Annotated in this window: 15 protein-coding genes and 1 riboswitch; of the genes, 6 read left to right on the top strand and 9 right to left on the bottom strand. The window is 65.8% G+C overall.

From position 1 onward, the window contains the following. Positions 1-9: 9 nt before the first annotated feature. Complete coding sequence (gene uvrA, locus IFU00_21580) at positions 10-2871, bottom strand: excinuclease ABC subunit UvrA (protein ID MBD8544873.1); 2862 nt, start codon at positions 2869-2871, stop codon at positions 10-12. Positions 2872-3340: 469 nt separating this feature from the next. Here uvrA and ssb point away from each other — a divergent pair, with 469 nt between their 5' ends. After that, complete coding sequence (ssb, locus tag IFU00_21575) at positions 3341-3862, top strand: single-stranded DNA-binding protein (GenBank protein MBD8544872.1); 522 nt, start codon at positions 3341-3343, stop codon at positions 3860-3862. 147 nt (positions 3863-4009) lie between these two features. On the opposite strand, the gene IFU00_21570 is transcribed toward ssb, so the two are convergent. The 3 genes from IFU00_21570 to kynU are packed head-to-tail and all read right to left on the bottom strand — an operon-like array spanning position 4010 to position 6600. Next, the gene (locus IFU00_21570) at positions 4010-4390 is read right to left on the bottom strand and encodes a VOC family protein (GenBank protein MBD8544871.1); all 381 of its coding nucleotides are present in this window, start codon (positions 4388-4390) and stop codon (positions 4010-4012) included. A 26-nt stretch (positions 4391-4416) separates the two neighbouring features. Next, a complete protein-coding gene (gene kynA / locus IFU00_21565) occupies positions 4417-5304 on the bottom strand; it encodes a tryptophan 2,3-dioxygenase (GenBank protein ID MBD8544870.1) in 888 nt (295 codons plus the stop codon). Between the two features lie 33 nt (positions 5305-5337). Further along, positions 5338-6600 (bottom strand): kynureninase, encoded by a 1263-nt coding sequence (gene kynU / locus IFU00_21560; GenBank protein MBD8544869.1) that lies wholly within the window; start codon positions 6598-6600, stop codon positions 5338-5340. A gap of 109 nt (positions 6601-6709) precedes the next feature. Continuing rightward, positions 6710-6929: riboswitch (cobalamin riboswitch) on the top strand. 175 nt (positions 6930-7104) lie between these two features. Between kynU and IFU00_21555 the strand changes: the two genes are divergently transcribed. The 5 genes from IFU00_21555 to IFU00_21535 are packed head-to-tail and all read left to right on the top strand — an operon-like array spanning position 7105 to position 15800. Beyond that, complete coding sequence (locus IFU00_21555) at positions 7105-11487, top strand: cobaltochelatase subunit CobN (GenBank protein MBD8544868.1); 4383 nt, start codon at positions 7105-7107, stop codon at positions 11485-11487. After that, positions 11484-11927: a MotA/TolQ/ExbB proton channel family protein gene (locus IFU00_21550; protein MBD8544867.1), complete on the top strand. Its 444-nt coding sequence runs from the start codon at positions 11484-11486 to the stop codon at positions 11925-11927. Before IFU00_21555 ends, IFU00_21550 begins: the two co-directional genes overlap by 4 nt. Continuing rightward, positions 11924-12250 carry a DUF2149 domain-containing protein gene (locus tag IFU00_21545; GenBank protein ID MBD8544866.1) on the top strand — a complete coding sequence of 109 codons (327 nt, stop codon included), beginning with the start codon at positions 11924-11926 and terminating at the stop codon, positions 12248-12250. Before IFU00_21550 ends, IFU00_21545 begins: the two co-directional genes overlap by 4 nt. 8 nt (positions 12251-12258) lie before the next feature. Next, a complete protein-coding gene (locus IFU00_21540; GenBank protein MBD8544865.1) occupies positions 12259-14352 on the top strand; it encodes a TonB-dependent siderophore receptor in 2094 nt (697 codons plus the stop codon). An 11-nt stretch (positions 14353-14363) separates the two neighbouring features. Continuing rightward, the gene (locus IFU00_21535) at positions 14364-15800 is read left to right on the top strand and encodes a PepSY domain-containing protein (protein ID MBD8544864.1); all 1437 of its coding nucleotides are present in this window, start codon (positions 14364-14366) and stop codon (positions 15798-15800) included. 140 nt (positions 15801-15940) lie between these two features. Here IFU00_21535 and IFU00_21530 read toward each other — a convergent pair whose 3' ends face one another. The 5 genes from IFU00_21530 to IFU00_21510 all read right to left on the bottom strand — a co-directional run bounded on the left by IFU00_21530 (position 15941) and on the right by IFU00_21510 (position 24650). Then, positions 15941-16708 (bottom strand): ThuA domain-containing protein, encoded by a 768-nt coding sequence (locus tag IFU00_21530; protein ID MBD8544863.1) that lies wholly within the window; start codon positions 16706-16708, stop codon positions 15941-15943. Positions 16709-16718: 10 nt separating this feature from the next. After that, complete coding sequence (locus IFU00_21525; GenBank protein MBD8544862.1) at positions 16719-19751, bottom strand: SMP-30/gluconolactonase/LRE family protein; 3033 nt, start codon at positions 19749-19751, stop codon at positions 16719-16721. A 20-nt stretch (positions 19752-19771) separates the two neighbouring features. Further along, the gene (locus IFU00_21520) at positions 19772-21088 is read right to left on the bottom strand and encodes a gluconate transporter (GenBank protein MBD8544861.1); all 1317 of its coding nucleotides are present in this window, start codon (positions 21086-21088) and stop codon (positions 19772-19774) included. A 12-nt stretch (positions 21089-21100) separates the two neighbouring features. Next, complete coding sequence (locus IFU00_21515) at positions 21101-24079, bottom strand: TonB-dependent receptor (GenBank protein ID MBD8544860.1); 2979 nt, start codon at positions 24077-24079, stop codon at positions 21101-21103. Positions 24080-24176: 97 nt separating this feature from the next. Further along, complete coding sequence (locus IFU00_21510; protein ID MBD8544859.1) at positions 24177-24650, bottom strand: gluconokinase; 474 nt, start codon at positions 24648-24650, stop codon at positions 24177-24179. Between the last annotated feature and the right edge of the window lie 35 nt (positions 24651-24685).

Genomic DNA, 24685 nt, shown 5'->3' with positions numbered 1-24685 from the left:
AGCGGCGTGTTACGCCTTTGCAGGCGCCTTCAACAATGGCTTCAGATACTTGCCGGTGGCGCTGCCCTTGTTCTTGGCCACGTCTTCCGGTGTACCCGTCGCCACGATGACACCACCGCCGGCGCCGCCTTCCGGCCCCAGGTCGACCACCCAGTCCGCCGTCTTGATGACGTCCAGATTGTGCTCGATGATCGCCAGCGTATTGCCCTGGTCGCGCAGGCGATGGATCACCTTCAGCAGCAGGTCGATGTCGGCAAAGTGCAGGCCGGTCGTCGGTTCATCCAGGATATACAGCGTACGGCCCGTGTCGCGCTTGGACAGCTCGAGCGACAGTTTCACGCGCTGTGCTTCACCGCCCGACAAGGTGGTCGCACTCTGCCCCAGCTTGATGTAGCCGAGACCCACGTCCAGCAGCGTCTGCAGCTTGCGCGCAATCACCGGTACCGGCTTGAAGAACTCGTGCGCATCCTCGACGGTCAGTTCCAGCACCTCCGTGATGTTCTTGCCCTTGTAATTGACTTCCAGCGTTTCGCGGTTGTAGCGCTTGCCGTGGCAGACGTCGCACGGCACATACACGTCCGGCAGGAAGTGCATCTCGACCTTGATCACGCCATCGCCCTGGCACGCTTCGCAGCGCCCGCCCTTGACGTTGAACGAGAAGCGGCCCGCGCTGTAGCCTCGTTCCTTGGCCGTCGGCACCGTCGAGAACAGATCGCGGATCGGCGTGAACAGGCCCGTGTAGGTCGCCGGATTCGAGCGCGGCGTGCGGCCGATCGGCGCCTGGTCGACCGAGATCACCTTGTCGAAGTGTTCCAGGCCGTGGATCGACGTGTGCTCGGCCGGCTCGGTCTGCGAGCCGTACAGGTGACGCGACAGCGCCGGATACAGCGTGTCGTTGATCAGGGTCGACTTGCCCGAACCCGAGACGCCCGAAATGCAGGTCATCAAGCCCACCGGCAGCGTCAGCGTCACGTCCTTCAGGTTATTGCCCTTGGCGCCCGTGATCACCAGCTGGCGCGCCGGATCGGCCTTGGTACGCTTCTTCGGCACTTCGATCCGGCGCCGGCCATCGAGATACTGGGCCGTGACCGAATGCTCGTTCTTCATGATCTGCTCGAGCGTGCCTTCGGCGATGATCTGCCCGCCGTGTACGCCCGCGCCCGGTCCCATGTCGACGATGTAGTCGGCGGTGCGGATCGCGTCTTCGTCGTGCTCGACCACCAGCACGCTGTTGCCGATGTCGCGCAGGTGTTTCAGCGTCGCGATCAGGCGATCGTTGTCGCGCTGGTGCAGGCCGATCGACGGCTCGTCGAGCACGTACATGACGCCCGTCAGGCCCGAGCCGATCTGCGACGCCAGGCGAATGCGCTGCGCTTCGCCGCCGGACAAGGTGTCTGCGCTGCGGTCGAGCGACAGGTAATCCAGGCCGACGTTGTTCAGGAACTTGAGGCGCGAAATGATTTCCTTGATCACGCGTTCGGCGATGTCTCTCTTGGCGCCGGTCAGTTCCAGCGTTTCGAAGAACTCGAGCGTATCGCGCAGCGGCTTATCGGATACTTCATAGATCGCGCGCTGCTGGGCACCCTGACCGATTTTTACGTAGCGCGCTTCGGTGCGCAGACGCGCGCCTTCGCACGACGGGCACTTCTTCTCGTTGATGAACTTCGCCAGCTCTTCCTTGACCGCCATCGAATCGGTTTCGCGATAGCGGCGCTGCAGGTTGTTGACGACGCCTTCAAACGTGTGCTCGCGAATCACGGTGCGGCCGCGCTCGTTCACATAGCTGAACGGGATTGCCGTCTTGCCCGAGCCGAACAGCACCGCATCCTGCGATGCCGCCGGCAGTTTGTCGAACGGTATGTCGAGGTCGAAGTCGTAGTGCGACGCCAGGTTCTGCAGCATCTGGAAGTAGAACTGGTTGCGGCGGTCCCAGCCCTTCACGGCGCCGGACGCCAGCGACAGGTGCGGGAAAGCCACGACCCGTTTCGGATCGAAGAATTCGATGTGGCCCAGGCCGTCGCATTCCTGGCAGGCGCCCATTGGGTTATTGAACGAGAACAGGCGCGGTTCCAGCTCTTGCAATGAGTAGCCGCAGACATTACAGGCGAACTTGTTCGAGAACACCGTCATGTTTTCGGTGTCCATTTCGTACGCGACCGCGCGGCCATCGGCCAGGCGCAGTGCGGTCTCGAAACTCTCGGCCAGACGCTGCTTGATGTCCGGATTGACCTTGATGCGGTCGATCACGACGTCGATCGTGTGCTTCTCGGTCTTCTTCAGCTTGGGCAGCTCGTCGATCTCGTAGATCTTGGCCGCAGCCACGCCGCTGGCGATACGGAACCGCACGAAACCCTGGGCCTGCATTGCCAGGAACAGGTCGCCATGCTCGCCCTTGCGGCCCGCTACAACGGGCGCCAGGATCATCAGCTTGGTGCCTTCCGGCATGGCCAGCACCGAGTCGACCATCTGCGACACGGTCTGCGCGGCCAGCGGATGGTGCGGGTGCTGCGGGCAATACGGCGTGCCGACGCGCGCGTACAGCAGGCGCAGGTAATCGTGGATTTCGGTGACGGTGCCGACGGTCGAGCGCGGATTGTGCGAGGTTGCCTTCTGCTCGATCGAAATGGCAGGGGACAGGCCCTCGATCAAGTCGACATCGGGCTTTTCCATCAGCTGCAGGAACTGGCGCGCGTAGGCCGACAGCGACTCGACATAGCGGCGCTGGCCTTCGGCGTACAAGGTGTCGAAAGCGAGCGACGACTTGCCCGAGCCCGACAAACCCGTGATCACGATCAGCTTGTTGCGCGGCAGGTCGAGGTTGATGTTCTTCAGATTGTGCGTGCGGGCACCACGAATGCGAATTTCTTCCATTAAGTTGGGCAGACTTTCTATTAGTTTATGTGGGCCACCGTGGCGGAGCCGCGAACGCTAAGCGACCGGGTCAGCGGGCCAATCGGGGAGAACCCGTTAGTGTAGCTGGTTTTTGTTACGGCTGTATATTTGTCCAGTGGTTCTAATGTGCGCATTGCCGGTTCGGCAAGCGCATCCGGATGGCGCGATGGCCTGGACAACGACATGTCCGCCGTATGTGGGTTGCCCTCTGAACGGTTCAATGACAAAGCATCTAGAATCGCAAAATAAATTTCCCTGCTGAGCTATGGATGAGGTCGGATTGACAATAAAATCGACGGGATGACGTGGCGTTACGGCTGACGGGTGACAACAAATTGTTGTGGCAAATCCGGGCGCCGGCCTCATAATAGTAGGCTGTACCACCACGTTCCCTGACGCCTAGAAGCATGCAGAGTCAGGGCTGATCATACCCAGCAGGAGTAATCAAATGGCATCAGTTAACAAGGTCATCATCGTTGGCAACCTCGGCCGCGATCCGGAAGTGCGCTACATGCCGAGCGGCGACGCCATCGCGAACATCGCGGTCGCCACCTCGTACAAATCCAAAGACCGCAACACCGGCGAGCAAAAAGAGCTGACCGAGTGGCACCGTATTTCGTTCTTCGGCCGCCTGGCTGAGATCGTCGCGCAATACCTGAAAAAAGGCTCGTCGGTCTACGTCGAAGGCCGCCTCCAGACCCGCAAGTACACCGACAAGGATGGCATCGAGCGCTACGCAACCGACGTCATCGCTGAAAACATGCAGATGCTGGGCGGTCGCCAGGGCATGGGCGGCGACGGCGGCGGCATGGGTGGCGGTATGGGCGGTGGCGGCATGGACGACGACTACTCGGCGCCACAGCAGCCACGCCAGCAAGCGCCACGTCAGGCGCCACCGGCACCGGCAGCACGTCCGCAGCCGAAGCCGGCTCCGAACTTCTCGGATATGGATGACGACATTCCGTTTTAAGACTGAATGTTGTTGAAGCGATCAAGCGCCGTGGGTCTGTGACTCACGGCGCTTTTTTTGTGCCCCGCCATATCGAGCGTTTGATCAAGAAAGTAAAAAACGGCTTGCATACTAGTGCCACTGCAAGCTCATCATGCCGCGACCATTTCAGCCCATCAGTTCTGAAATCTCGATCAGATTCAGATCCGGATCACGCACATACACCGAGCGGATCTTGCCGGTCGCCCCAGTCCGCTCGACCGGCCCTTCGACAATCGGCCAGTCGCACTTGCCCAGGTGCGCAATCACCTTATCAAGCGGTGTAGAGGCAATGAAACACAGATCCAGCGCCCCCGGCACCGGCAGGTGCGCCTTCGGCTCGAACTCGGCGCCGCGTTGGTGCAGGTTGATCTTCTGGTTGCCGAACTTGAAGGCGATGCGACCCGCGCCGAAGGTCTCCAGACGCATGCCCATCACCTCCGTATAAAAATGCTTGGTCGCATCGAGATCGGTGCAGGTCAGCACCAAATGGTCGAGATGGGAAATCATGGCAGGCGGTCCTTGAATGAAGGTGATTACAGCTCGGTACGCAGTTCGAACAATTCCGGGAACAGCACGACATCGAGCATCTTGCGCAGATACCCCACACCGTCCGTGCCGCCCGTGCCGGTTTTGAAACCAATCACGCGCTGCACTGTCGTCACATGCCGGAAGCGCCACAAGCGAAACGCCGTCTCAATATCCACCAGCTTCTCACCCAGCTCATACAGCGGCCAATATTGGTCAGTGTCGCGATACACGACCATCCACGCCGCCTTCACCGACGGATCCGACCGCGTCGCCTGATGCCACGGTCCCGCAAGCCGCGCCGCATCCACGGTCAACCCGCTGCGCGCCATCACCAGGATCGCTTCGTCATACAGCGACGGTTTATCCAGCACGCCCTGTAGCGCCGCATGCGCGTCAGGCTTGTGCTGATGCACCTGCAAATGCGTGACGTTCTTGTTCCCCAGGATGAATTCGATCTCGCGATACTGATGCGACTGGAACCCCGACGACGCGCCCAGGTACGGGCGGATCGCCGTGTACTCGGGGGGCGTCATCGTCGCCAGCACATCCCACGCATGCACGAGCTGATTCATGATCGCCGCCACGCGCGCCAGCATCTTCATCGCCGCGGGCAACTGGCCCCGCGCGATATTGTCGCGCGCACCGTGCAGCTCGTGCAGCATCAGCTTCATCCACAATTCGCTGGTCTGGTGCTGGACGATGAACAGCAGCTCGTTGTGCTCGGGCGACAGCGGATGCTGGGCATTGAGGATCGTGTCGAGCGAGAGGTAGTCGCCGTAGCTCATGTCCTTGCTGAAATCGAGCTTGGCGCCGTGGTAGCCGGGCTGCGAGACCGGGCAGCCACTCACATCGGCATTGCTGGCGGACGAATCCGGGGTAACAGGGCAGGGCATCGTGTCCTCTCTTGAGAATTGACCGAGAATCGCTCAGGTCACCGCAGTGCGCTTGGCATCGACCTGATAGTCGCTGCGGTCCAGGATATCCTTGAGCACCATCACCGCCTGCCATACATCGTCATACCCCGTGTACAGCGGCGTGAAACCAAAGCGCATCACCTGCGGCTCGCGGTAGTCGCCGATCACGCCGCGCGCGATCAGGGCCTGCATCACCGCGTAGCCGTGCGGATGCGTCACGCTCACCTGGCTGCCACGGTCTGCGTGATTGCGCGGCGTGATCAGCTCCAGCGGATGCGCGGCGCATTCCTGTTCGAGCAGCGCCAGGAACAGGTCCGACAGCGCGAGCGACTTCTTGCGCAGCGCCGCCATGGTCACGTCCTGGAATACGGCCAGTCCGCATTCGATCAGCGCCAGCGCCACCACCGGCTGCGTGCCGCACATCGCGCGCTTGATGCCGGCCACCGGCGCGAACGCCGGCTGCATCGCGAACGGCTGGCGGTGCGCCCACCAACCGGTGAGCGGCTGCGTGAACTGCGCGTGATGGCGCTGTGGCACCCAGATGAACGCTGGTGCGCCCGGCCCGCCATTGAGGAATTTGTAGGTGCAGCCCACCGCGAAGTCGGCCTGCGCGCCATTCAGGTCGACCTCAACGGCGCCGGCCGAATGGGCCAGGTCCCAGATCGCCAGCGCGCCGGCGGCGTGGATCTGCGCCGTGATCGTCTTCATGTCGAGCATGCGCCCGGTGCGGTAGTTCACGTGCGTGAGCATCACGACCGCCACCTGGGCGCCGGCGTCGCCTTCCAGAGCAGCGGGCAGGTCGGCCCAGCTGTCGAGCAGGCGCAGCTCGTAACCGCGCTCGAGCCAGCCGATCAGGCCTTCGGCCATGTAGATGTCGCTCGGGAAGTTGTCGCGCTCGGTGAGGATGATGCGGCGGGCGGCGTGCGCCGGCGCGTCGGCCTGCATCTTGAGCGACGCGGCCAGCGCCTTGAACAGGTTCACCGAGGTGGAATCGGTGACCACCACTTCATCGGCCGCGGCGCCGATCAGCGGCGCGATCAGGGTGCCCAGGCGCTGCGGCAGGTCGTACCAGCCGGCCGTGTTCCAGCTGCGGATCAGGTCATTGCCCCATTCGGCGGCGATCACGTCCTGCGCGCGTTGCAGGGCCGCGCGGGGGCGGGCGCCGAGCGAATTGCCATCGAGGTAAATCACGCCGTCCGGCAGCGCGAAGGCATTGCGCTGGGGCGCCAGCGGGTCGGCCGCGTCGAGGGCCAGGCAGTCTTGTCGTGTGATCATGTGAACGGTCGCGAAGAAGTAGTGGGTGCCGGCCTGGCCGGACGATACCGCCATTCTAGGCTAGAGGCCAAAGAATGCGGTGACAGTGACGCACCCTGGCTGTAGAATCGCGCCCAATCAAGTGAATGGTGCCGTCCTGCTCGTCTGCAGGAAGGTGAAACGGGAAGCCGGTGACGTGTGCGAATCCATCGCACGCCAGTCCGGCGCAGCCCCCGCTGCTGTATGCCTGACGACCCTCGTCGAACGCCACTGTGCCCCGTGCACGGGAAGGCAGGACCCGGGAAGGATGACGGCAAGCCAGAAGACCGGCCAGTCACGATGCATCGCGTACGTCCCGGGGTGTGGGCGTGCCTGTTGGTAGTTCGTCGTTCCTTTTTTGTTGCCATCGCGGTCGCGTCAGCGTTCGTGCGCGCGTGCGCATGGCTTGCTGCGTCCAGCGTGGAAGGAAGACGTCTGCCCGTTGTCATGCGCGCCCTGGCGCGCAGCTGAAAGGTCGACGTTCACATGAACACTGCTTCGCTTGCCCGCGCCTGTACTGCGCTGGTGCTTCTGCTCGCGTCCCTGCTTGCCTGCGCCCACAGCCACGCCGCCACCATGTTTGCCGTGGTCACCGAGCGCGCCGCGCCGGGCGCGATCGAGGCCGCCCACCGCCACCTGGCCAGCCACCCGCGCGACCGGATTCAGTTACGCACGCCGGCCCAGTTGATGGCCGCGAGTGAACGCGAGGTGGGCCAATGGATCGCCGGCGCCGACACGGTGCTGGCGGTGTCGCTGTTCGGCGATCCGGCGCGCCGCATGAAGGATGCGCTGGCGCGCCACGCCAAGCCAGGCACCGCGGTGCTGGCCTTCAATGGCGAAGCAAGCCTGAACCTGATGACGCGCGCGGCGCAAGGCAGCCTGGCCGGCTTCGCGCCCGAGCTGCTGCGCGAACTGGCGGCCGAAGCGCCGGCGCCCGCCGCGCTGCAGGCGGCAGAGGCCAATCCCGCCGCGCGCCACTGGCTCGCGGCGCGGCGCGTCTGGCAAGCGGGCGGCGTGGACAACACCACGGCTCTCATCGCCCACCTGCTGCATCCATCGACAGCGCTCGGCGCCCCGCTGCCCGAGCCAACACTGCGCCTGCGCGTCGGCCAGAACGAGCTGCAGGATGCTGCCGCCTGGGGCAACGCCGCAAAACTCGGCCTGAAGGACCGCCCGACCGTCGTCGTGCTCGACCTGGCGAACATGGATGGCATGGTGCCGGCCGCGCTGTGCCGCCGCATCGAAGAACAGGGCCAGGCCTGCGTGCAGCTGCTCACGCGCTGGGGCGGCGCTTCGCGCGAAGCGCTGGTGCGCCTGCCGGAGCTGATCGCGCCAGCGAAGCCTGCAGCGCTGGTGGTGCTGCAGGACTTCGTCGTCGGCGCCGCCGAAGGGCGCGAAGTCGTCAGCGAAGCCTTCAAACGCCTCGATATCCCCGTGTTCAAGGCGATCCGCCTGTCGGACCGCACTGCCATTCAGTGGCAGCTTTCGCCCGATGGGCTGCCGCCGGATTCGGTGCAGTACCGCGTCGCGCTGCCCGAACTGCAGGGCATCGGTCAGCCGATGGTGGTGGCGGCGCTGGGCCAGTCGCAGCGCGACCGCCTGACCGGCATCGAGAACCGCCCGCCGGTGCTGCTGCCGGCCGAAGTCGATCGCATGACGGCGCGCGTGAGCCGCTGGCTGGCGCTGCGTGCCAAGCGCAATGCCGACAAGCGCATCGCGATGGTCTATTACAACCACCCGCCGGGCCGCCAGAATATCGGCGCCGACAACCTGAACGTGCCGGCGTCGCTGTTCGACATGCTGCATGCACTAAAGGCGGCTGGCTACACGGTCGGCGATCTGCCGGCCACGCCCGAAGCGCTGCTCGACATGATCATGGCGCACGGTGTGAACCTGCCCGAAGACCGCGCCGCGCTGCGCGAAATGAGCGCCACCGTCAATAGCGTCAGCGCCGCCGACTATGCGCGCTGGTTCGCGACGCTTGCACCGCGCGTGCAGGGCGAAATGAAGGACGGCATGCTGGGCCGCCTGCATGCCGACGTGCTGGACGCCGAAGCGCAGGGCGAGCGTGCGCCGGGCCGCAAGCAGGCCGAGACGATCATCAAGGAATTGCTGCACCTGGTCGAGGGTGTCGACCATCCACAGCGCGTGCAGGCCACGCGCGACCTGAATGCGCTCGAAGACGGCTACCGCGCCTGTCTCGATGACAGTAAACCCAGTCCGTGCAAGGCGCTCGCGCCACTGTACCGGCGCCTGATCGGCTACGGCATCGAAGGCATGCGCGGCTGGGGCCCGGCGCCGGGCAAGGTAATGGTCGACAGCGGCAAGCTGCTGGTGCCGGGCCTTAGGTTCGGCAATGTGTTTATTGGCCCGCAGCCGCCGCGCGGCTGGGAAGTCGATGAAGAACTGCTGCACGCGAATACCAGCATCACGCCGCCGCACCAGTACCTGGCCTTCTACCACTGGATACGCGACCGCTTCAAGGCTGACGCCGTCGTGCACGTGGGGCGCCACTCGACCTTTGAATTCCTGCCCGGTAAAGCCGTGGGCCTGTCGAGCGACGATTATCCCAGCCTGATCGCGGGCGACCTGCCGGGCATCTACCCGTACATCGTTGATGGCGTGGGCGAGGGCACGCAGGCCAAGCGCCGCGGCCTGGCGATCATCGTCGACCACCTGACGCCCCCGCTGGCGACGACGCCGCTGTACGACGAGCTGCTGTCGCTGCGCCAGATCGTCGAGAGTTTCGAAGCTGCGTCGTCCGAGTCACTCAAGACGCAGGCCGCGCAACTGATGCGCGAGCGCGTCGTGGCGCTGAACCTGCGCGCCGAACTCGAAGCGTCGATGTCCGACGTGCTCGAAGTGCGCGGCATCGGCTTCGACGCTGCCGACGACGATTTGCTGGCGCACGAGGTTGGCCACTACCTGACCAAGCTGCAAGAAAAATTCATGCCGTTCGGCCTGCACGTGTTTGGCCGGCCGTGGGACCAGAAGTCCCTCGACCTGATGCTCGATTCGATGACCAAGAGCGGCATCGATGATCCGTCCATCGCCGACAAGCTGCGCGACTCGCCGCGACGCGAAATGGCGGGTTTGCTGGCTGGCCTGGATGGCCGCTACATCGAGCCGGGCAAGGGTAACGATCCTCTGCGCTCGCCCGAGGCGCTGCCGACGGGCCGCAACTTCCACGCGGTCGATGGCGACATCCTGCCCACGCGCCTGGGTTTCGGGCTGGCGCAAAAGATGGCGGCCAAGGCGATGGCACGCAGCAAGGGTGACGCCGCGCGGGAGCGGGGCAGCGAAGGCATCATCCTGTGGGCGTCGGACGCCGTGCGCGATGAAGGCGTGATGGTCGGCTTCGCGCTGGCCATGATGGGCGCCGAACCGGTCTGGAATGCGCGCGGCATCGTCACCGATGTGCGCCTGGTGCCGGGCGCCGTGCGGCGCGATGCGCTGGTGACCACGTCCGGGCTGTTCCGCGACCTGTACCCGAACCTGATTCGCCTGATCGACCGGGCCGGCCGGCTGGCGCTGGCGGCATCCGCCGAGACGATGGCGCGCCAGGACCCGACCCTGCGCGAAGCCTTGCAAGCCGCTCTGGCGCCGCTCCAGGGCGTCGCCTGGGGCCTTGAGGCCGTGCAGGATAACCGGGTCGCGCGCGAATGGCTGGTGCGCCAGCGCGCGCTGGTTGCCGGCGGTGCATCGACCATCGAAGCGGGGCAGGGCGCCGCGCTGCGCGTGTTCGGCGATGCACCGGGCGCGTACGGCACGGGCGTGAACCGCCTGACCGAACGCTCGGGCGCCTGGCGCGAGCGCGAGGAAATCGGCCGCGCTTACCGCAACCGCATGGGGCACGCATACGGCCTGGATGCCGATGGCGACGCGCAGCACCGCGCGTTCGACGTGGCGCTGGACGGCATCCACCGCACCTACCACGGCCGCGCCAGCAATCTGTACGGCCTGCTCGACAACAATGACGCCTTCGACTACCTGGGCGGCCTGTCGCTGGCCGTCGAGACGCGCACCGGCCGCGTGCCGGACGCATTGATCCTGCAGCACGGACGACCGGGCCAGGCCGATGTCGAGCCGCTGGCCACTGCGCTGCTGGGCGAATTGCGCGGGCGCTTTTTGAACCCCGCGTGGCTGCGCCCATTGATGGACAACGGCTACTCGGGCGCACGCACGATGGGCCAGGAATTCATCGAGAACCTGTGGGGCTGGCAGGTCACACGGCCGGACCTCGTGAAGAACTGGGCCTGGGACGAAGTCAAGGCCGTCTACTTCGACGATGCGCACAAGCTCGGACTGCCCGAATTTCTGGGCCAGCGCCACAACGCGCACGTCAAGGCGCACATGCTGGCCGTGTTCATGGTGGCGGCCGAAAAAGGCTTCTGGAAGACCGACCCGGAAACGATCCGCACGATGGGTGGTGAGCTGGCGCGCCTGGTGGCGGCCAACGGCTTGCCTGGCAGCGGCCACACGTCGCCCGATCACCCGATGTGGGGCTGGCTGGCGCCGCAACTCGATCGCGGTGACGCGCAGCAGCTTGGCGTCACGCTGGCAAAGGCGCGCGGCGAGATGCTGCCGGCGCTTGCGGTTCCGGCGCCTGCTGGCGCCCCGGCAGCGGCGGCGACTCAGCAAGCGCCGCCACGCACTGACGCGCAGCAGGGCCAGGCGCCTGCTGCTCCCGCACCGGCGGCCCCGCCAGCCATGCGCGCCTATGAACTCAACCAACCACCCGAACCCGCGCCGCTCCCTGGCCTGCGCATCGTGCAGGTCCTGATCATTCTCGCCGCCTGCTTTGCCCTGTTTGCGCTCGGCCTGTGGCGCGGCCGCAGCATCCCTCAACCTGTAAGGAGTACCTCATGATCGATCACTTGTCCTATGCCTGGCTGCACGATGCCGTCAGCTGGCTGCTCACGCCTTCGCTGGTGGCGCTGCTGGCCGGCTGCGCCATTGCGCTGGTCGAATCGGGCATCGCCGTCGGCGAGCGCTTTCACGGGCTGGCCCGGCTGCGCGCAGCCGGCAACGTCGAGCATGTGCAGAAGCTGGCCCGTCACCGCCTGGAGCGCGCCGACCTGCTGGCGCGCATCCCGCCGATGCTCGGCCTGATGGCCACGATCATTCCGCTCGGGCCTGGCCTGGCCGCGCTGGGTGAAGGCGATCCGGCCAAGCTGGCCAGCGCCGTGACAGTCGCCTTCGATGCGACCGTGCTGGGCCTCGTTGCCGGTATCGCCGGCCTGGTGATCGGCAAGCTGCGCCGCCGCTGGTACGAAGAGACGCTCGACGCGATGGAGCCGCTGGCATGAGCGCCCCGGCACGTGGCCGTCTGCGCCTGTATCGCCATCTCGACGCGCGCTTCGACCAGAGCGACGAAGACCCGCGCGCGAGCCTGGTCAATCTGGTCGACGTGATGCTGGTCTTTGCCTGCGGCCTGATCGCGGCAATCGCCGGTTCGCAAGGGGCGATCAAACCGCCGCAACCGGTCGAGAAAGGCCGGCAGATCGAGCGCCCCGCCAGCGGCGTGACGCAGGACGGCAGCGGTTACGACCGCGTCGGCGAAGTCTATCGCGATCCAAAGACCGGCAAGCTGGTGCTGATCGAGCCCACGGAACCCCCCGCAAAAAAATAAAGCAGATGATGAAAACAACCTTGTTGCGCGCGCTGCCGGCCACCATCGGCCTGCTGTGCGCCACCGGCGCCTTCGCCCAGGCCGTCCCCACCGTCACCATCCACGCCGGTGCGGGCGACGACGGCCTGGCGCTCGACCGTGCCAACAGCACCGGCAGCCGCCTGGATATCAGCACGCTCGACCTGCCGGCCAGTGCCGAGACCCTCAGCGCCGCGACGATCGCGGCGCGCGGCGACCTGTCGGTCAAGGACGCCGTAACGCGCACCACCGGCCTGACCGACAGCAGTTCGCCCGGTAATGGCATCAGCTATTCGGCGCGCGGCTTCAATGGCAACAACTCGGTCGCGCTGCTGGAAAACGGCCAGCGCCTGCTGGTCGGTTCCGGCACGGCCACCTATCCGTCCGATCCATGGGGTTACGAGACCATCGAGGTGCTGCGCGGCCCGGGGTCGGTGGTGCATGGCAGCGGCACGACCGGCGCCATCATCAATGCCGTGCGCAAGGCCCCGCGCCGTGAAGCGTCGCTTGAAGTCATGGGCGGCGTTGGCGGTGGCCAGGCGCTGCGCGCGGGCGTGGGCGCCACCGGCGCGCTGGGCGAGCAGGGCGCATTCCGCATCGATGCCTATGCCGGTCGCAGCGACGGCTTCATCGAGCGCGGCGAAGCGCGCCACGGCAAGATCCTGACCAGCATGACCACGACGCTGGCGCCAGGTGTGACGCTGTCGGCGCAACTCGATCACGCCGAGCAGGAACCGGTACGCTACTTCGGTACGCCGCTGGTGAACGGTGGCCTGGCCAAAGCGCTGCGCGACGAGAACTACAACGCCGGCGACGCCGTGCTGCGCTACGTCGACGACAAGGCCGTTGCGCGTCTGGACTGGCAGGCGGCTCCGAACCTTGCCATCAGCAACGAGCTGGCGTACTTCAAGGCGCGCCGCGACTGGCGCAATATCGAATCGTACTCCTATGACCCGGTGCGCAATGTGGTCGATCGCAGCGACTACATCGGCATCCGCCACAATCAGGAGCAGACCGCAAATCGCCTGGAGGCGCGTTACCAGCACGGCGCGAACCAGATCGTCGCAGGCTGGGAAGTCTCGACGATCAACTTCCGGCACACGAACAATGCGCCGTACGGCGGCGCGTCGACCGTGGCGCCGACCGGCTTCGCTCCGGGCAGCTTCAGCGACGCGACCGATGCGTTCGTACCGAACTTCGCCACCGACACGCTGACGCACGCGTTCTACGTGGAAGACGCGTACCGCGTGAACGAGCGCCTTCTGCTCACGGCCGGTGCGCGCCATGACCGCTACCGGGTCGATTATCAGGACTTGCGGACTGCAAGCGGCAATCACAACGCGACGCTGCGCTCGACCGCCGTGCGTCTGGGCGCAAGCTGGAAGCTGGATCCGTCCACGTCGCTGTACGGCCAGTTCAGCACCGGCAGCGACCCGGTCACGAGCCTCCTGTCGATGAACCTGGCCAACAGCCGCTTCAAGCTCACCGACGCGCGCCAGGTCGAGGCGGGCGTCAAGGGGGTGCTGGATGGCGGCGTGGCCGAATGGACCGCGGCGCTGTACCGCATCGAGAAGGATGACATCATCACGCGCGACCCGGACAACGCTGCCATCTCCAGGCAGGGCGGTTCGCAAACGTCGCAGGGTGCGGAAGTCAGCGCCAGTGTGCGCGTGGCGCAGGCCTGGCGGATCGAGGGCAATCTGGCGTACACGAAGGCCGAATTCGATGCGCTGCTTGAGGCGGGCGCAGCGGGAAGCAGCATCTCGCGCGCCGGCAACCGGCCTGCCGATGTGCCGAAGCTGTCATCCAACCTGTGGCTGACGTACCGCGCCGCAGGCTGGCGCACGAGCGCTGGCCTGCGTTACGTGGGCGAGCGCTTCATCAGCAACGCCAATACGCAGACGCTGCCGGCGTACACGACACTCGACGCGACGATCGGCTGGACCGTGAACCGCAACGTGCAGGTGCAGCTCAATCTGCGCAACCTGACCGACCGCCTGTATGCGATCACCGGCTACGGTCCAAGCCAGTCGCTGCTGGGTGACGAGCGGCATGCCGAGCTGACGGTCCACTGGCGCTACTGATCGGGATTGCGATGGCTTCGATGAAGCGCCAGCTGCACCTGTGGCATCGCTGGCTTGGGATCGGTATCGGCTTGCTTGTGCTGCTGTGGTTTGGCTCGGGCATCGTGATGATGTATGTCCCGTATCCCGAGCTCACTGAGGCCGAGCGGCGGACGTGGCTTGCGCCGCTCGATCCGGCACGCGTCCAGGTGAGCGCGGATGCGGCGTGGCGCGAGACGGCATTGCAGGGCATGCCCGATGCGGTGCGCCTGAATACGGTCGCGGGCCGCCCGGCCTGGCATTTTGGCCATGACGGCACCTGGAACTCGGTGTGGGCCGACAACGGCGCAGCGCTCGTGGTCGACGAGCAGGTAGCCTCGAGCAGTGCGCGCAGCGCGGCGCCGGATGCGCGCGCGCTGTCGTTCGAAGCCATCGACGTGGACCAGTGGACGTTTGGCGCGGTGCGCGTGCACCAGCCACTGCTGCGCGTCACGGCCGACGATGACGTTGGCAGCGTGGTGTATGTCTCGAGCCGCACCGGCGAACTGGTGCGCGACACGATACGCAGCGAGCGCGCCTGGAACTGGGTCGGCGCCGTCGTCCACTGGATCTACGTGACGCCGCTGCGCAAGCACAACGAAGCATGGCGCCTGGCCGTGATGTCGACGTCCGGCGTGGCGCTGCTGCTGGCCGTGACCGGCATGGTGCTGGGCATCCAGCGGCTACGCGTGCAACGCCGTTACGCGGGCGGGCGCATGTCGCCGTACAAAGGCTGGCAGGGCTGGCACCACTGGCTGGGCCTGAGCGGCGGTGTGCTCGTCATCACCTGGCTGTTCAGCGGCTGGCTGTCGGTCGGCCCGTTCGGCTTTCCATCCGACCCGGGCGCGACCGCGCAGGATCGCCTCGCGTTCGCAGGCGGGGCGCTGGGCAGCGATGACCTGGCGATCGATGCAGCCGCATTGCTGCGTGCGCATCCCGGCACGCTCGAACTGGAATGGCGCCGCGTGGGCGGCACGCTGTACCTGAGCGCCCTGGGGCGCACCGTCCGCACGCTGCTGCGCGCGCAGGATGGCGCCGTGTCCAGCGTGCTGCCGCAAGCGCTGCTGCTGCGCAGCGCGCAGGCCATCCGGCCCGGCGTGGCGATGACGACGACGATGCTGAGCGACGCCGACGACTATTACTACGGCCACCATCGCGAAGCCACGTTCCCGGTGCTGCGCACACGCTTCGCGTTACCCGATGCACCGGTCTTCTATATCGACGCGGTCCACGGGCGCGTGGCCGGTTTCGTCGACCGCGATACGCGCTGGAACCGCTGGCTGTTCAACGGCATGCACCAGATGGATTTCGCGTTCCTGCGCCGCCGACCGGTGTGGGATGTGGCCGTGATTGTCCTGTGCACGCTGGGGGCTGCGTTGACGTCGACCGGGCTGGTGTTGGGGTGGAAGCGTCTGCGCAAGCGCACGTGAGCGCCATGATCGGGCACATGTCCGACGTTCGTTGTTGCGCCGCCAAGCGAGGTTGGTTTGAACGCGTGGATGGCTATGCTATCCACGCGTTCAACGTTCATTACCGCACCACGAAAAGCGAGCTCGGTTTGCCCGCGTGATCAGCGCTTCTGCCCCAACCCGGTCGCGCTCCAGTAAATCCCGCCCAGCAGATGATTCAGGTACTGCGGATCGCGGTACATCTCGCCGTTGTGGCCCAGCGTGGTAACGAACACGCGCCCCTGTTCGTACCGGTGGTGCCAGGCGATCGGGTGGTCTTTGCCCATGCCCTTGACGGTTTGTCCCGGCCAGATCTTCGTCGTGTCGTAGCTTGACTCGTCCACGCTCAGCACCGTGTCGATCTTCACCTGATACGGATTGGTCGTGACGTAGAACTCGTCGCTCCAGATCCAGCGCGCAGGCAGGCCGAAGGTGGCGGGGAAGTTCTGGTCGACGACCGTGACCACGCCGGTCTGCAGTTTCGGGTGTGGGCCGACCGAGCGGCCCACCATCTTTTCGTACCAGACCCAGTCGTTGGGCGGCGTGATCGCCGCGCGGTGCACGACGATCGCGTTGCCCCCGCCGCGCATGTACGCCTCGAACTTGGCGCGCTGCGCCGCGTTCAGCTCTTCGCCCGGCGTGTTCAGGAACATCACGGCCGCGTACTGCGTCAGGTCGCCCTCGAACACCTGCGGCTTGTTGGTGTAGGTGAGTTCGAACGCGTGCAGCCTGGCCATGCGCTCCAGGCTGTCGCGCGCGATCGGGATGTACTCGTAGTGGTATTTGCCGGGCATGGCCAGTACCAGCAACTTGAACTGGTCCTCGGCCATGCCGTCCGCTGCCGCTGCCAGCAGCAGCGCTGCGCCCAGCGCCCTGGTGATGCGTTTCATCGTGGTGTCCTCAATTGATCTGCGTTGCGTACAGCGCATGGTGGGTCAGGATAAACAGCGTGCGTTTGTTTGCGCCGCCAAACAGCAGTTGCAGCGGGCGCTCCGGCACGTCGATGCGCCCCTTTTGCTTGCCGTCCTTGCCGTAGATGAAGACCTGACCGTTGGCCACATACACGTCACCATTTGGCGCGACTGCCGCGCCTTCACCGCCGCGGTTGGCCACGAGCTTGAGGTCGGTGATCCCGCCGCCGGCGCCCACCACGCCGCTGAAGGTGCGGTTTTCCGAGCCGTTGGTGAACACAACGCGTCCGCCGATTGGTGCGGTAACAAAACCGTGCGTCTGCAGCGAGTCCGCCCAGCGCCAGCCCAGGTGGTCCGCCGCGCCCTGGCGCAGCACGCGATAGGCTGGCAGTGCCAGGCTGCCGTCGGGCGAGACGTATTGGTTGGCTTTCGGGAGCGCCACGTCGCGCGCGAACATCTCCGCGAGCGTCGTGAACTCGTAGGTATCCGGATTGAGCTGGTCCTTGAATTCGCCGTTCTGCCAGAAGTTGACGGGCACCGCGATGCGCCCACTGTTGCGGGCCGCCGCCACGGGCGTTGGCTGGATCATCGTCATGTCCAGGCCGGGCTTGCGCGGATCGAACGCATACACGCTCGCCTGCGGGCCGTAGGACGACAGCACTATCAGGTTGCCGCTGTTGTCGATCGCCAGGTTGACCGGATCGAGCGGCGCGTCGCGCACCACGACCAGGCCTTCATCCTTGGTCCAGCTGAAGATGCGCTTCCAGTGACGGTCGACGAAGTACAGCTTGCCCTCTGCATCGACAACGCCGCCGGCGATCGAATAGAAGCCGCTTTCGAGCTTGTCGACCTTGCCCAGCGGTGCAGGCGCCTTGCGCTGCGCGCCGCTGTAGTCGAACACGGCGAATTCGCGCTCGCGCACATCGAGCTTGTTGGTCACGTCGCGGATCGCGTTCTCGTAGGCGAACTTGCTGGCGCGCAGATAGGTGGCGCAGCCGGCGTCATCGCAGCTGGCAAAGCCGCTCTCGCCGTTCACGTGCACGTTGCGAAAACGGATGTCGCTGGAATTGGTGACCAGGATCGCGGCCGGCATTGGCTTGTATGAACGCGTCACGCGGTAGCCGTGGTAGTTGGCAAACAGGATGTTCTTCGAGTTGCGGATCTCGACCGACACCGCGTCGGCGCCGTCGCGCACTTCTTCCTCGGTCTGCGGCGCCAGAAATTCCCAGTTCTGCACCTTGTCCAGCACGATCTCGGCGCGGATGTGGTGCTCGGCCGAGAGCTCGTAGACCTTGCCGGGCGTCGCGGTGTTGGTGACGTAGAAGCCGGCCTGCGCATAGCCGCTGGGCGACCAGATGCCCGAGAACGTGCCGCCGCCGCCGTCGGTCACCCAGACGCTCGGATACTGGCGGTCCCAGTGCGCAGTCGTGTCGAATCTGGCGTCCTTCTTGTAGGGGTCGGCGCGGCTGCCGTCGTACAGGCGCGTGCCATGGCCGCCCTGGATGCGCACGTCGTCCACCAGCGACTGCTCACCCGCGCGCCACAGCAGCGCCACGGCCCGGTTGTTGACTTCGCCGGTGGCCAGGCCCAGACCCGAGACGATGCCGTCGCCGCCACGTGCGCTCTCTAACAGTGCCTTCGGGCTGCCGATGCCCTGGTACTGCGGCGAACCATTCGGAATCACGAGTTGCGTCAGGCCCGGATGCAGCGCGATGAGCACCGTGTCCGGCTTCATGCGGATCGTGTCGTTGACGACGTAAAAGCCCAGCGGCAGGTACACCGTGCGCTTGCTGTCGATGGCTTTCTGGAGCGCCGCCGTATCGTCGGTGCTGCCGTCGCCCTTCGCGCCAAAGTCCAGCACATTGGCCCAGTCGTTCGACGCTGGCAGTGCGCGCAGTGCGCGTGCGGGCGCCGCATTGGCCGGCAGCGCCGCCGTCTTGTAGTTGGTCGAGAACTGGCCCGGCTCGCCCATCTGCCGGATGAACAGGCCGTAGTTGAATTCTTTCACGAGGTAGTCGCGGCCCTTGCCGGCCAGCGTCTTGCCACTGTCGCGAAAGCGTACGAACGTCGGCACGTTGCGCGCGCTGGCGTTTTCCATGCCGACCTGCGTGTACACATTGTTCTCATTGCTGACGATGAGCGCAGCGCGGCTGACGTTCTCGAAGCGCACGTCCTTGCCCCACAACCAGTCGCCATAGCCGCGGTTGATCTCCACGCCCACCGGCGTATTGCGGATGTCGACATTGACCAGCGTGAGGCTCGCTTCATGCTCGCGAATCGCGGCATCGCGTTGGCCATCGAAGGTCGAATCGAGCAGCGTGAATTGCCAGGCGGGCGAGGTCTTCTCGCTCAGGATGCCGTAGCGGCCACCGTGAAAGCGCAGGTTGTAGGCCACGTTGCCTACCTGGTAAACACCTGCCAGACCTGAGCCGATATGGAAATCGATGTGGCTCAGGTTCGAGTGCTGCGCCGTGTGCATGCGCACGGCAGCGGCCGCCGGGTTGCCGTCCTTGATCTCGAAGTCGACGTTCGACAGCGCCGAATAGAAGGTTGACGAATTGGCGTTGCGCACCGCCTTGCCATCTTCAGCACTGAACGGCACGGCGCTCGGCACCGGCATCGGCACCTTGCCCACGCTGTACTGGTCGCCGCCGGTGAAAATCACCATGTTCGCGACGCCTTTCTGGAAACCGGGCGTGTTCTCAGCCAGCACGAACACGGGGCGTGTCGGCCCGACGCCATACACGCGCACCGCCAGCGGAATCAGGATCGAGCGCGTGACGCGATAGCGTCCGGACGGCAGGAACACCACGCCGCCCTGGCCGCCGTTGGCTGCGCTGTTGATCGCCGCCTGCAGCGCGGCGCTGTCGTCGGTGATCCCGTCGCCGGTGGCGCGCACGACGATCGCGCGCGGATCGACCGGCATGGCGGGGTAGGCCGACAGCGACGCGGCGGATGCGGTGGCGGAGAAGAATAGCAAAAACGCGAGGGCGCGCGACAGTACAAACAGCCTTGTCATCATGGTGGTTTCCTTGAAACGGATCACAGCGATAGAAGTTGGGACAGCAGCAGGACGAACAGCAGGCCGAAGACACCGACCAGTGTTTCCATCAGCGTCCAGGAGCGGAACGTGTCCTGCAGCGACAGGCCAAAATATTCCTTGAACATCCAGAAACCGGAGTCGTTGACGTGGCTGCACATCAGGCTCCCGGCGCCGATCGCCAGCACCATCAGGTTCGGGTCGACGCCCGAACTCTGGACGAGCGGCGCGACGATGCCGCCGGCCGTCACGCCGGCCACGGTGGCCGAGCCCAGGCAGATGCGGATCACGGTCGCCACCAGCCAGCCCAGTACCAGCGGAGACACCGGCAAGCCCGAGAGCAGCGCGCCGAGATCGGCGCTGACGCCCGATTCGACCAGCACCTGCTTGAGCGCGCCGGCACCGGCGATGATCAGGAGGATCGGCGCGATCTCGCGCATCGCTTCGGCCGGGCCCTGCATCACGGTGACAAACGAGCGGCCCTGTGCCAGGCCGAGCGAGACGATCGCCACGACATACGACACGAGCATCACGACCAGCGGATTGGCAAAGAACGCCAGCACGCCATTGAGGTCAGGCCGCGCCATCGTCAGCAGCGTCGTCGCGCCCAGCAGCAGCACCGGCAGCAGCGCGGTGGCGAAGCTGTTGAACGCGCCGGGCAGCTGCGCAATCGGCGCCTGCTGGCTCTCCTGGAAGATGGCGGCCGGTTTGGCCTGGATGCGCGTGAGCGTCATGGCGAACACCGGGCCGGCGATGATCAACGTCGGCACCGCCACCAGGATCCCGTACAGCAGCGTGGTGCCCATGTCGGCGTGGATCGCGGCCACCAGCGCCACCGGCGACGGGTGCGGCGGCAGGAAGCCGTGCGCGATCGACAGGCCCGCCAGCAGCGGGATTGCGAGCGCCACGGCCGGCCGTCCCGAGCTGTAGACGAGCGAGAAGATCAGCGGTACCAGCAGCACGAAGCCGACGTTGTAGTACAGCGGGATGCCGACCACGAAGCCGGTGATCGTCAAGGCGATCGGCAGGCGGCGCGGCCCCAGCGCATCGACCAGGCAAGTGGCGATGCGGCGCGCCGCGCCACTGTCGGCGATCAGTTTGCCGAACACGGCGCCCAGGCAGATGATCACCACCAGGGAGCCAAGCAGGTCGCCGATGCCTTTTTCGATGGCGCCGGGGATGCGCGCCAGCGGCACCCCCAGCAGCAGCGCCGCCAGCAGCGACGCCGCCACGAAGGCCAGCAGGGGCTGGACCTTGCCCCACGCGATCAGCAGCGTGAGCAGGCCCACCGCCAGCAGTACCGAGACGATATCGAGCATGCAGGCGGCCGGTCAGAAGCCGTAGCGCAGGCCGGCCCGGTACGTGCGCCCGACCACGTCATACAGCGCCGGGTTGATGCCGTAGCTGGCATTGGTCTGCGGCGCCGGTTCCGGATCCTTGTCGGCCAGGTTGTCGATCTTGAAGTACAGCTGCAACTGCTTGGACACGTTGTAGCTGCCGCCAAGGTCGAAGTAGGTCGCGCCCTTCATCCGGTTGTTGTAGATGGTCGGGTGAATCAGCGTCGACACCGGGCAACCGGTCTGGCACTCGATGAAGTCGTTGCGGTAGGTGCCGTCGCTGACCCAGCGTTCGGTCAGCGTCAGACTGAGCTTGTCGTGCTCCCAGGTTTGCTGCGCCAGTACCTTCCACTTCGGCGTGTTGCTCATGTTCGAGCCGGCTGCGTCCACCGGGATCGTGCCGACCACGCCCGTATCGGTGATGAAGTGCAGGTTGCGCGTGCCCAGCGCGCGGAACGTGAAGCGCCCCGGCAGGTTCACTCGTTCGAGTCCTGTTCTGTACGAGGTCTCGATATCGAAGCCCTTGGTCTGCAGCGAAGCCAGGTTGAAGTTCTGCAGCGTGACGTAGTTGTTGCCCGGGCTGTTGAGCACCATCGCCGCACAGATTTCCTGGTTGCCGGCCACGCACAGGTCGACTTCCTGCTGGATCGTCAGCGCGGCAATCACGCCCTTGACCTTGATGTCGAAGTAGTCGAGCGACACCGAGAAGCCGGGCGCCCACGTCGGCTGGCTCAGGACGATGCCGAACGAGTTGTTGCGCGCGATCTCGGGCCGCAGCGCCGTGTTGCCGACGGTGCGCTCCTGCACGCTGATCGTGTTGCCCTGGTACTGCACCACGTTGTTGACGACGACCGGCGCGGCATACAGCTCGCTCAGGTTCGGTGCGCGCACGTCCTTCGACGTCACGCCGCGCAGGCGCAGGCCGTCGATCGGCGTTTGCCAGGTCGCGCCCATCTTCCAGCTGCCCACGCTGCCGGCGGTGCTGTACTTGGTTTCGCGGTCGGCCAGGTTCAGGTTCGCTTCGCCCCAGGTGGCCGATTTCAGCAGCGGGATGTTCAGCTCCACGTAGGCTTCACGGACGTTGTAGCTGCCGTCGCCATTGTGGAAGTTACCGGCATACCAGTTGTTGCCGACCGTGGTGTCGAGCAGCGGGTCGACCGGATACATGGCGTTGTTCGGCGAAGCGGGCGTGACGCCGTTGCCGTAGGCGTCGCCGCGCACGCGGTACTTCTCGCGCCGGTATTCGGCGCCCGTGGCCACCGAGACCGGGCCGGCCCAGCCGTCGAACAATTCACCATTGACGTTGAAGCTGCCGACGTCCTGGCTTTGCGTGGTGCGCTGGCGCGGGCCGTTTTCCGGTGCGATATAGGCCCAGGCGGCCGGATCGACGGCGTTGTTGCCGATGATATTGAGCGGCACGCAGCCCGATGCGGCAGCCACCGGATTGCGGCAGACGATCTGCCCGTTCGGCGCCCGCACGGCGTCGATCGCGGCGTTGTAGCGGCGGTTGATCGTCATGTTGTTGGCGTCGAGATTGGTCTTGTTCTCGCCATGCGTGACATACGCATCGTACGCCCACGACTTGCCGAACAGGTCGAAGCGGCCTTCGGCGCCGATGACGAAGCGGCGCTGGGTGCGGGTTGGCTGCACGTCGATGTTTTCGGGGAAGATCGCGTTGGCCGTGCCGTACTGGAAGCTCGTGATGTTGTTCTGCGCGCAGGCGGCCAGGATCGAGGCCGGCAGGAACGGGTTCGAACACTGGATGGTCAGGTTGGCGTTCTTGGCCGCGCCCGGGTTGGGCGAGAAGCGCGAGGCGACCTGGCCGTAGTTGGCAGTGAAGTAGACCTGGTTGTCCGCATCGAGGTCGTACGAAACGCGGGTGTAGGCCACCTGGCGCTTGAAATTCATCGCCAGATTGGTGCCCGAGCCCACGCTGCCGCTCAAGTCGCCGCCGATGCAGAAAGGATTGACGCAATTGGTGACCGCGCCCGTGCCGGTCGGCCGGCCGTTGGAGCCATACTGGAACTGGTACGGCACGCCGCCGTCGCCGAATGCGGTGCCCTGCAGCGGGCCGTTCGTGATCAGGCCATATTTCGAATACTGGTACTGCTGCGCGTTCGAGATCACACGATATTGCGGCAAGCCGTCGCCGGTCTGGTTCAGCGGGCGCACCGAATAGGCCGGGTTCTGATACCAGGTGCGGCCGTTCGGCCCCACGCCGCCGATGCCGGGCGATTCGATCCCGTTTTCTTTCGTGAACTCGCCGCTGGCCGTCACGTGCAGGCGGTTGTCGAGGAACGCCCGGCCCCAGGCTGCCTGCACGGTGGCGCCGCGGTCGTCGTCGTATTTGGTCTGGCCCAGCTGGACGTTCGACTTGAAGCCGGTGAAGGTTTTATCGGTGACGAAGTTGACCACGCCGCCCACGGCGTCCGAGCCGTACGACGCCGAGGCGCCACCGGTGACCACGTCGACGCGCTTGACCAGCAGTTGCGGGAACTGGCTTACATCGGTCACGCCCGTGACGTTGGCGCCGACGACGCGCTGGCCGTCCAGCAGCGTCAGGGTCCGGATCGTGCCCAGGCCGCGCAGGCTCAGGGAGCTCAGGCCCTGGATGCCGCTGCTGGTGCTGTTGGTGCTGGTCGTGCGGCCCGTGCTGCCCTGCAGCGCCGGCAGTTCGGTCAGCGTGTTGAACAGGTTCGGCTTGGCCGCCTTTTCGAGGTCGGCGGCGCTCAGGCTGGTGGTGGGCGTCGGCTGCGAGAAGCCACGGGCTGCGATGCGCGAGCCCGAGATGCGCACCACGGACGTGGAGGCCGGTTCTGCCGCTGCCGGCGTGGCCTCCGGCGCGGTCGCCTCGGGTGTGGTGTCGATGGCAGGCTCGGTTTGCGCCTGCTGGGCATGGGCGGCGGCGCCGACCATCCAGCAGGCGCTGGCCACGGCCAGGCTGATGAGAGTGCGTTGAACGGGTGTGCGCATGATGGTTGTCTCCTCGATGCTCGTTGGTTGAAAGCGCGCCGCCTCTATGGGTGGGTGGCTGCGCCTGCTGGCAAATGGGTAAAGGCTGCGCTGATGGTCAGGCGCTGGCCGTGATGCGTTCGACCAGCGCCTGCGGCGCCAGCGTGATGTCGAGGGTCAGGCCGGCTTCATCTAGCTGCAGCGGCTCGAGGATCCGCAGCTGGCTCTCGAGCAGCGACGGCGGCATGTAGTGGCCGGGGCGGCTTGTCATGCGCTTGGCGATCAGCTCGCGCGGGCCGGCCAGGTGGATGAAGCGCAGCGCCGGATCGGCGTCGCGCAACAGGTCGCGGTAGCGTCGTTTCAGCGATGAGCAGGACAGCACCAGGCCATGACCCTGTTCACGCGCGGTGCGGATTTCGCCGGCCAGGCTGGCGAGCCAGCCGGCGCGGTCATCGTCGTCGAGCGGGATGCCGGCGCTCATCTTGCTGACGTTGGCGGGCGGATGATAGGCATCGCCTTCGAGGAACGGGACGCCGTCATGGGCGGCCAGCAAGGCCCCCACCGTGCTCTTGCCCGATCCGCTGACCCCCATGACAACCCAGCGCAGGGCGGGGGATGTGCTGCTTG

The organism is Oxalobacteraceae sp. CFBP 8761 (assembly GCA_014841595.1).
Taxonomy (GTDB): domain Bacteria; phylum Pseudomonadota; class Gammaproteobacteria; order Burkholderiales; family Burkholderiaceae_D; genus Telluria.
Note: the sequence above shows the minus strand (reverse complement) of the source record. Positions and strands in the feature narration are given on the sequence as shown.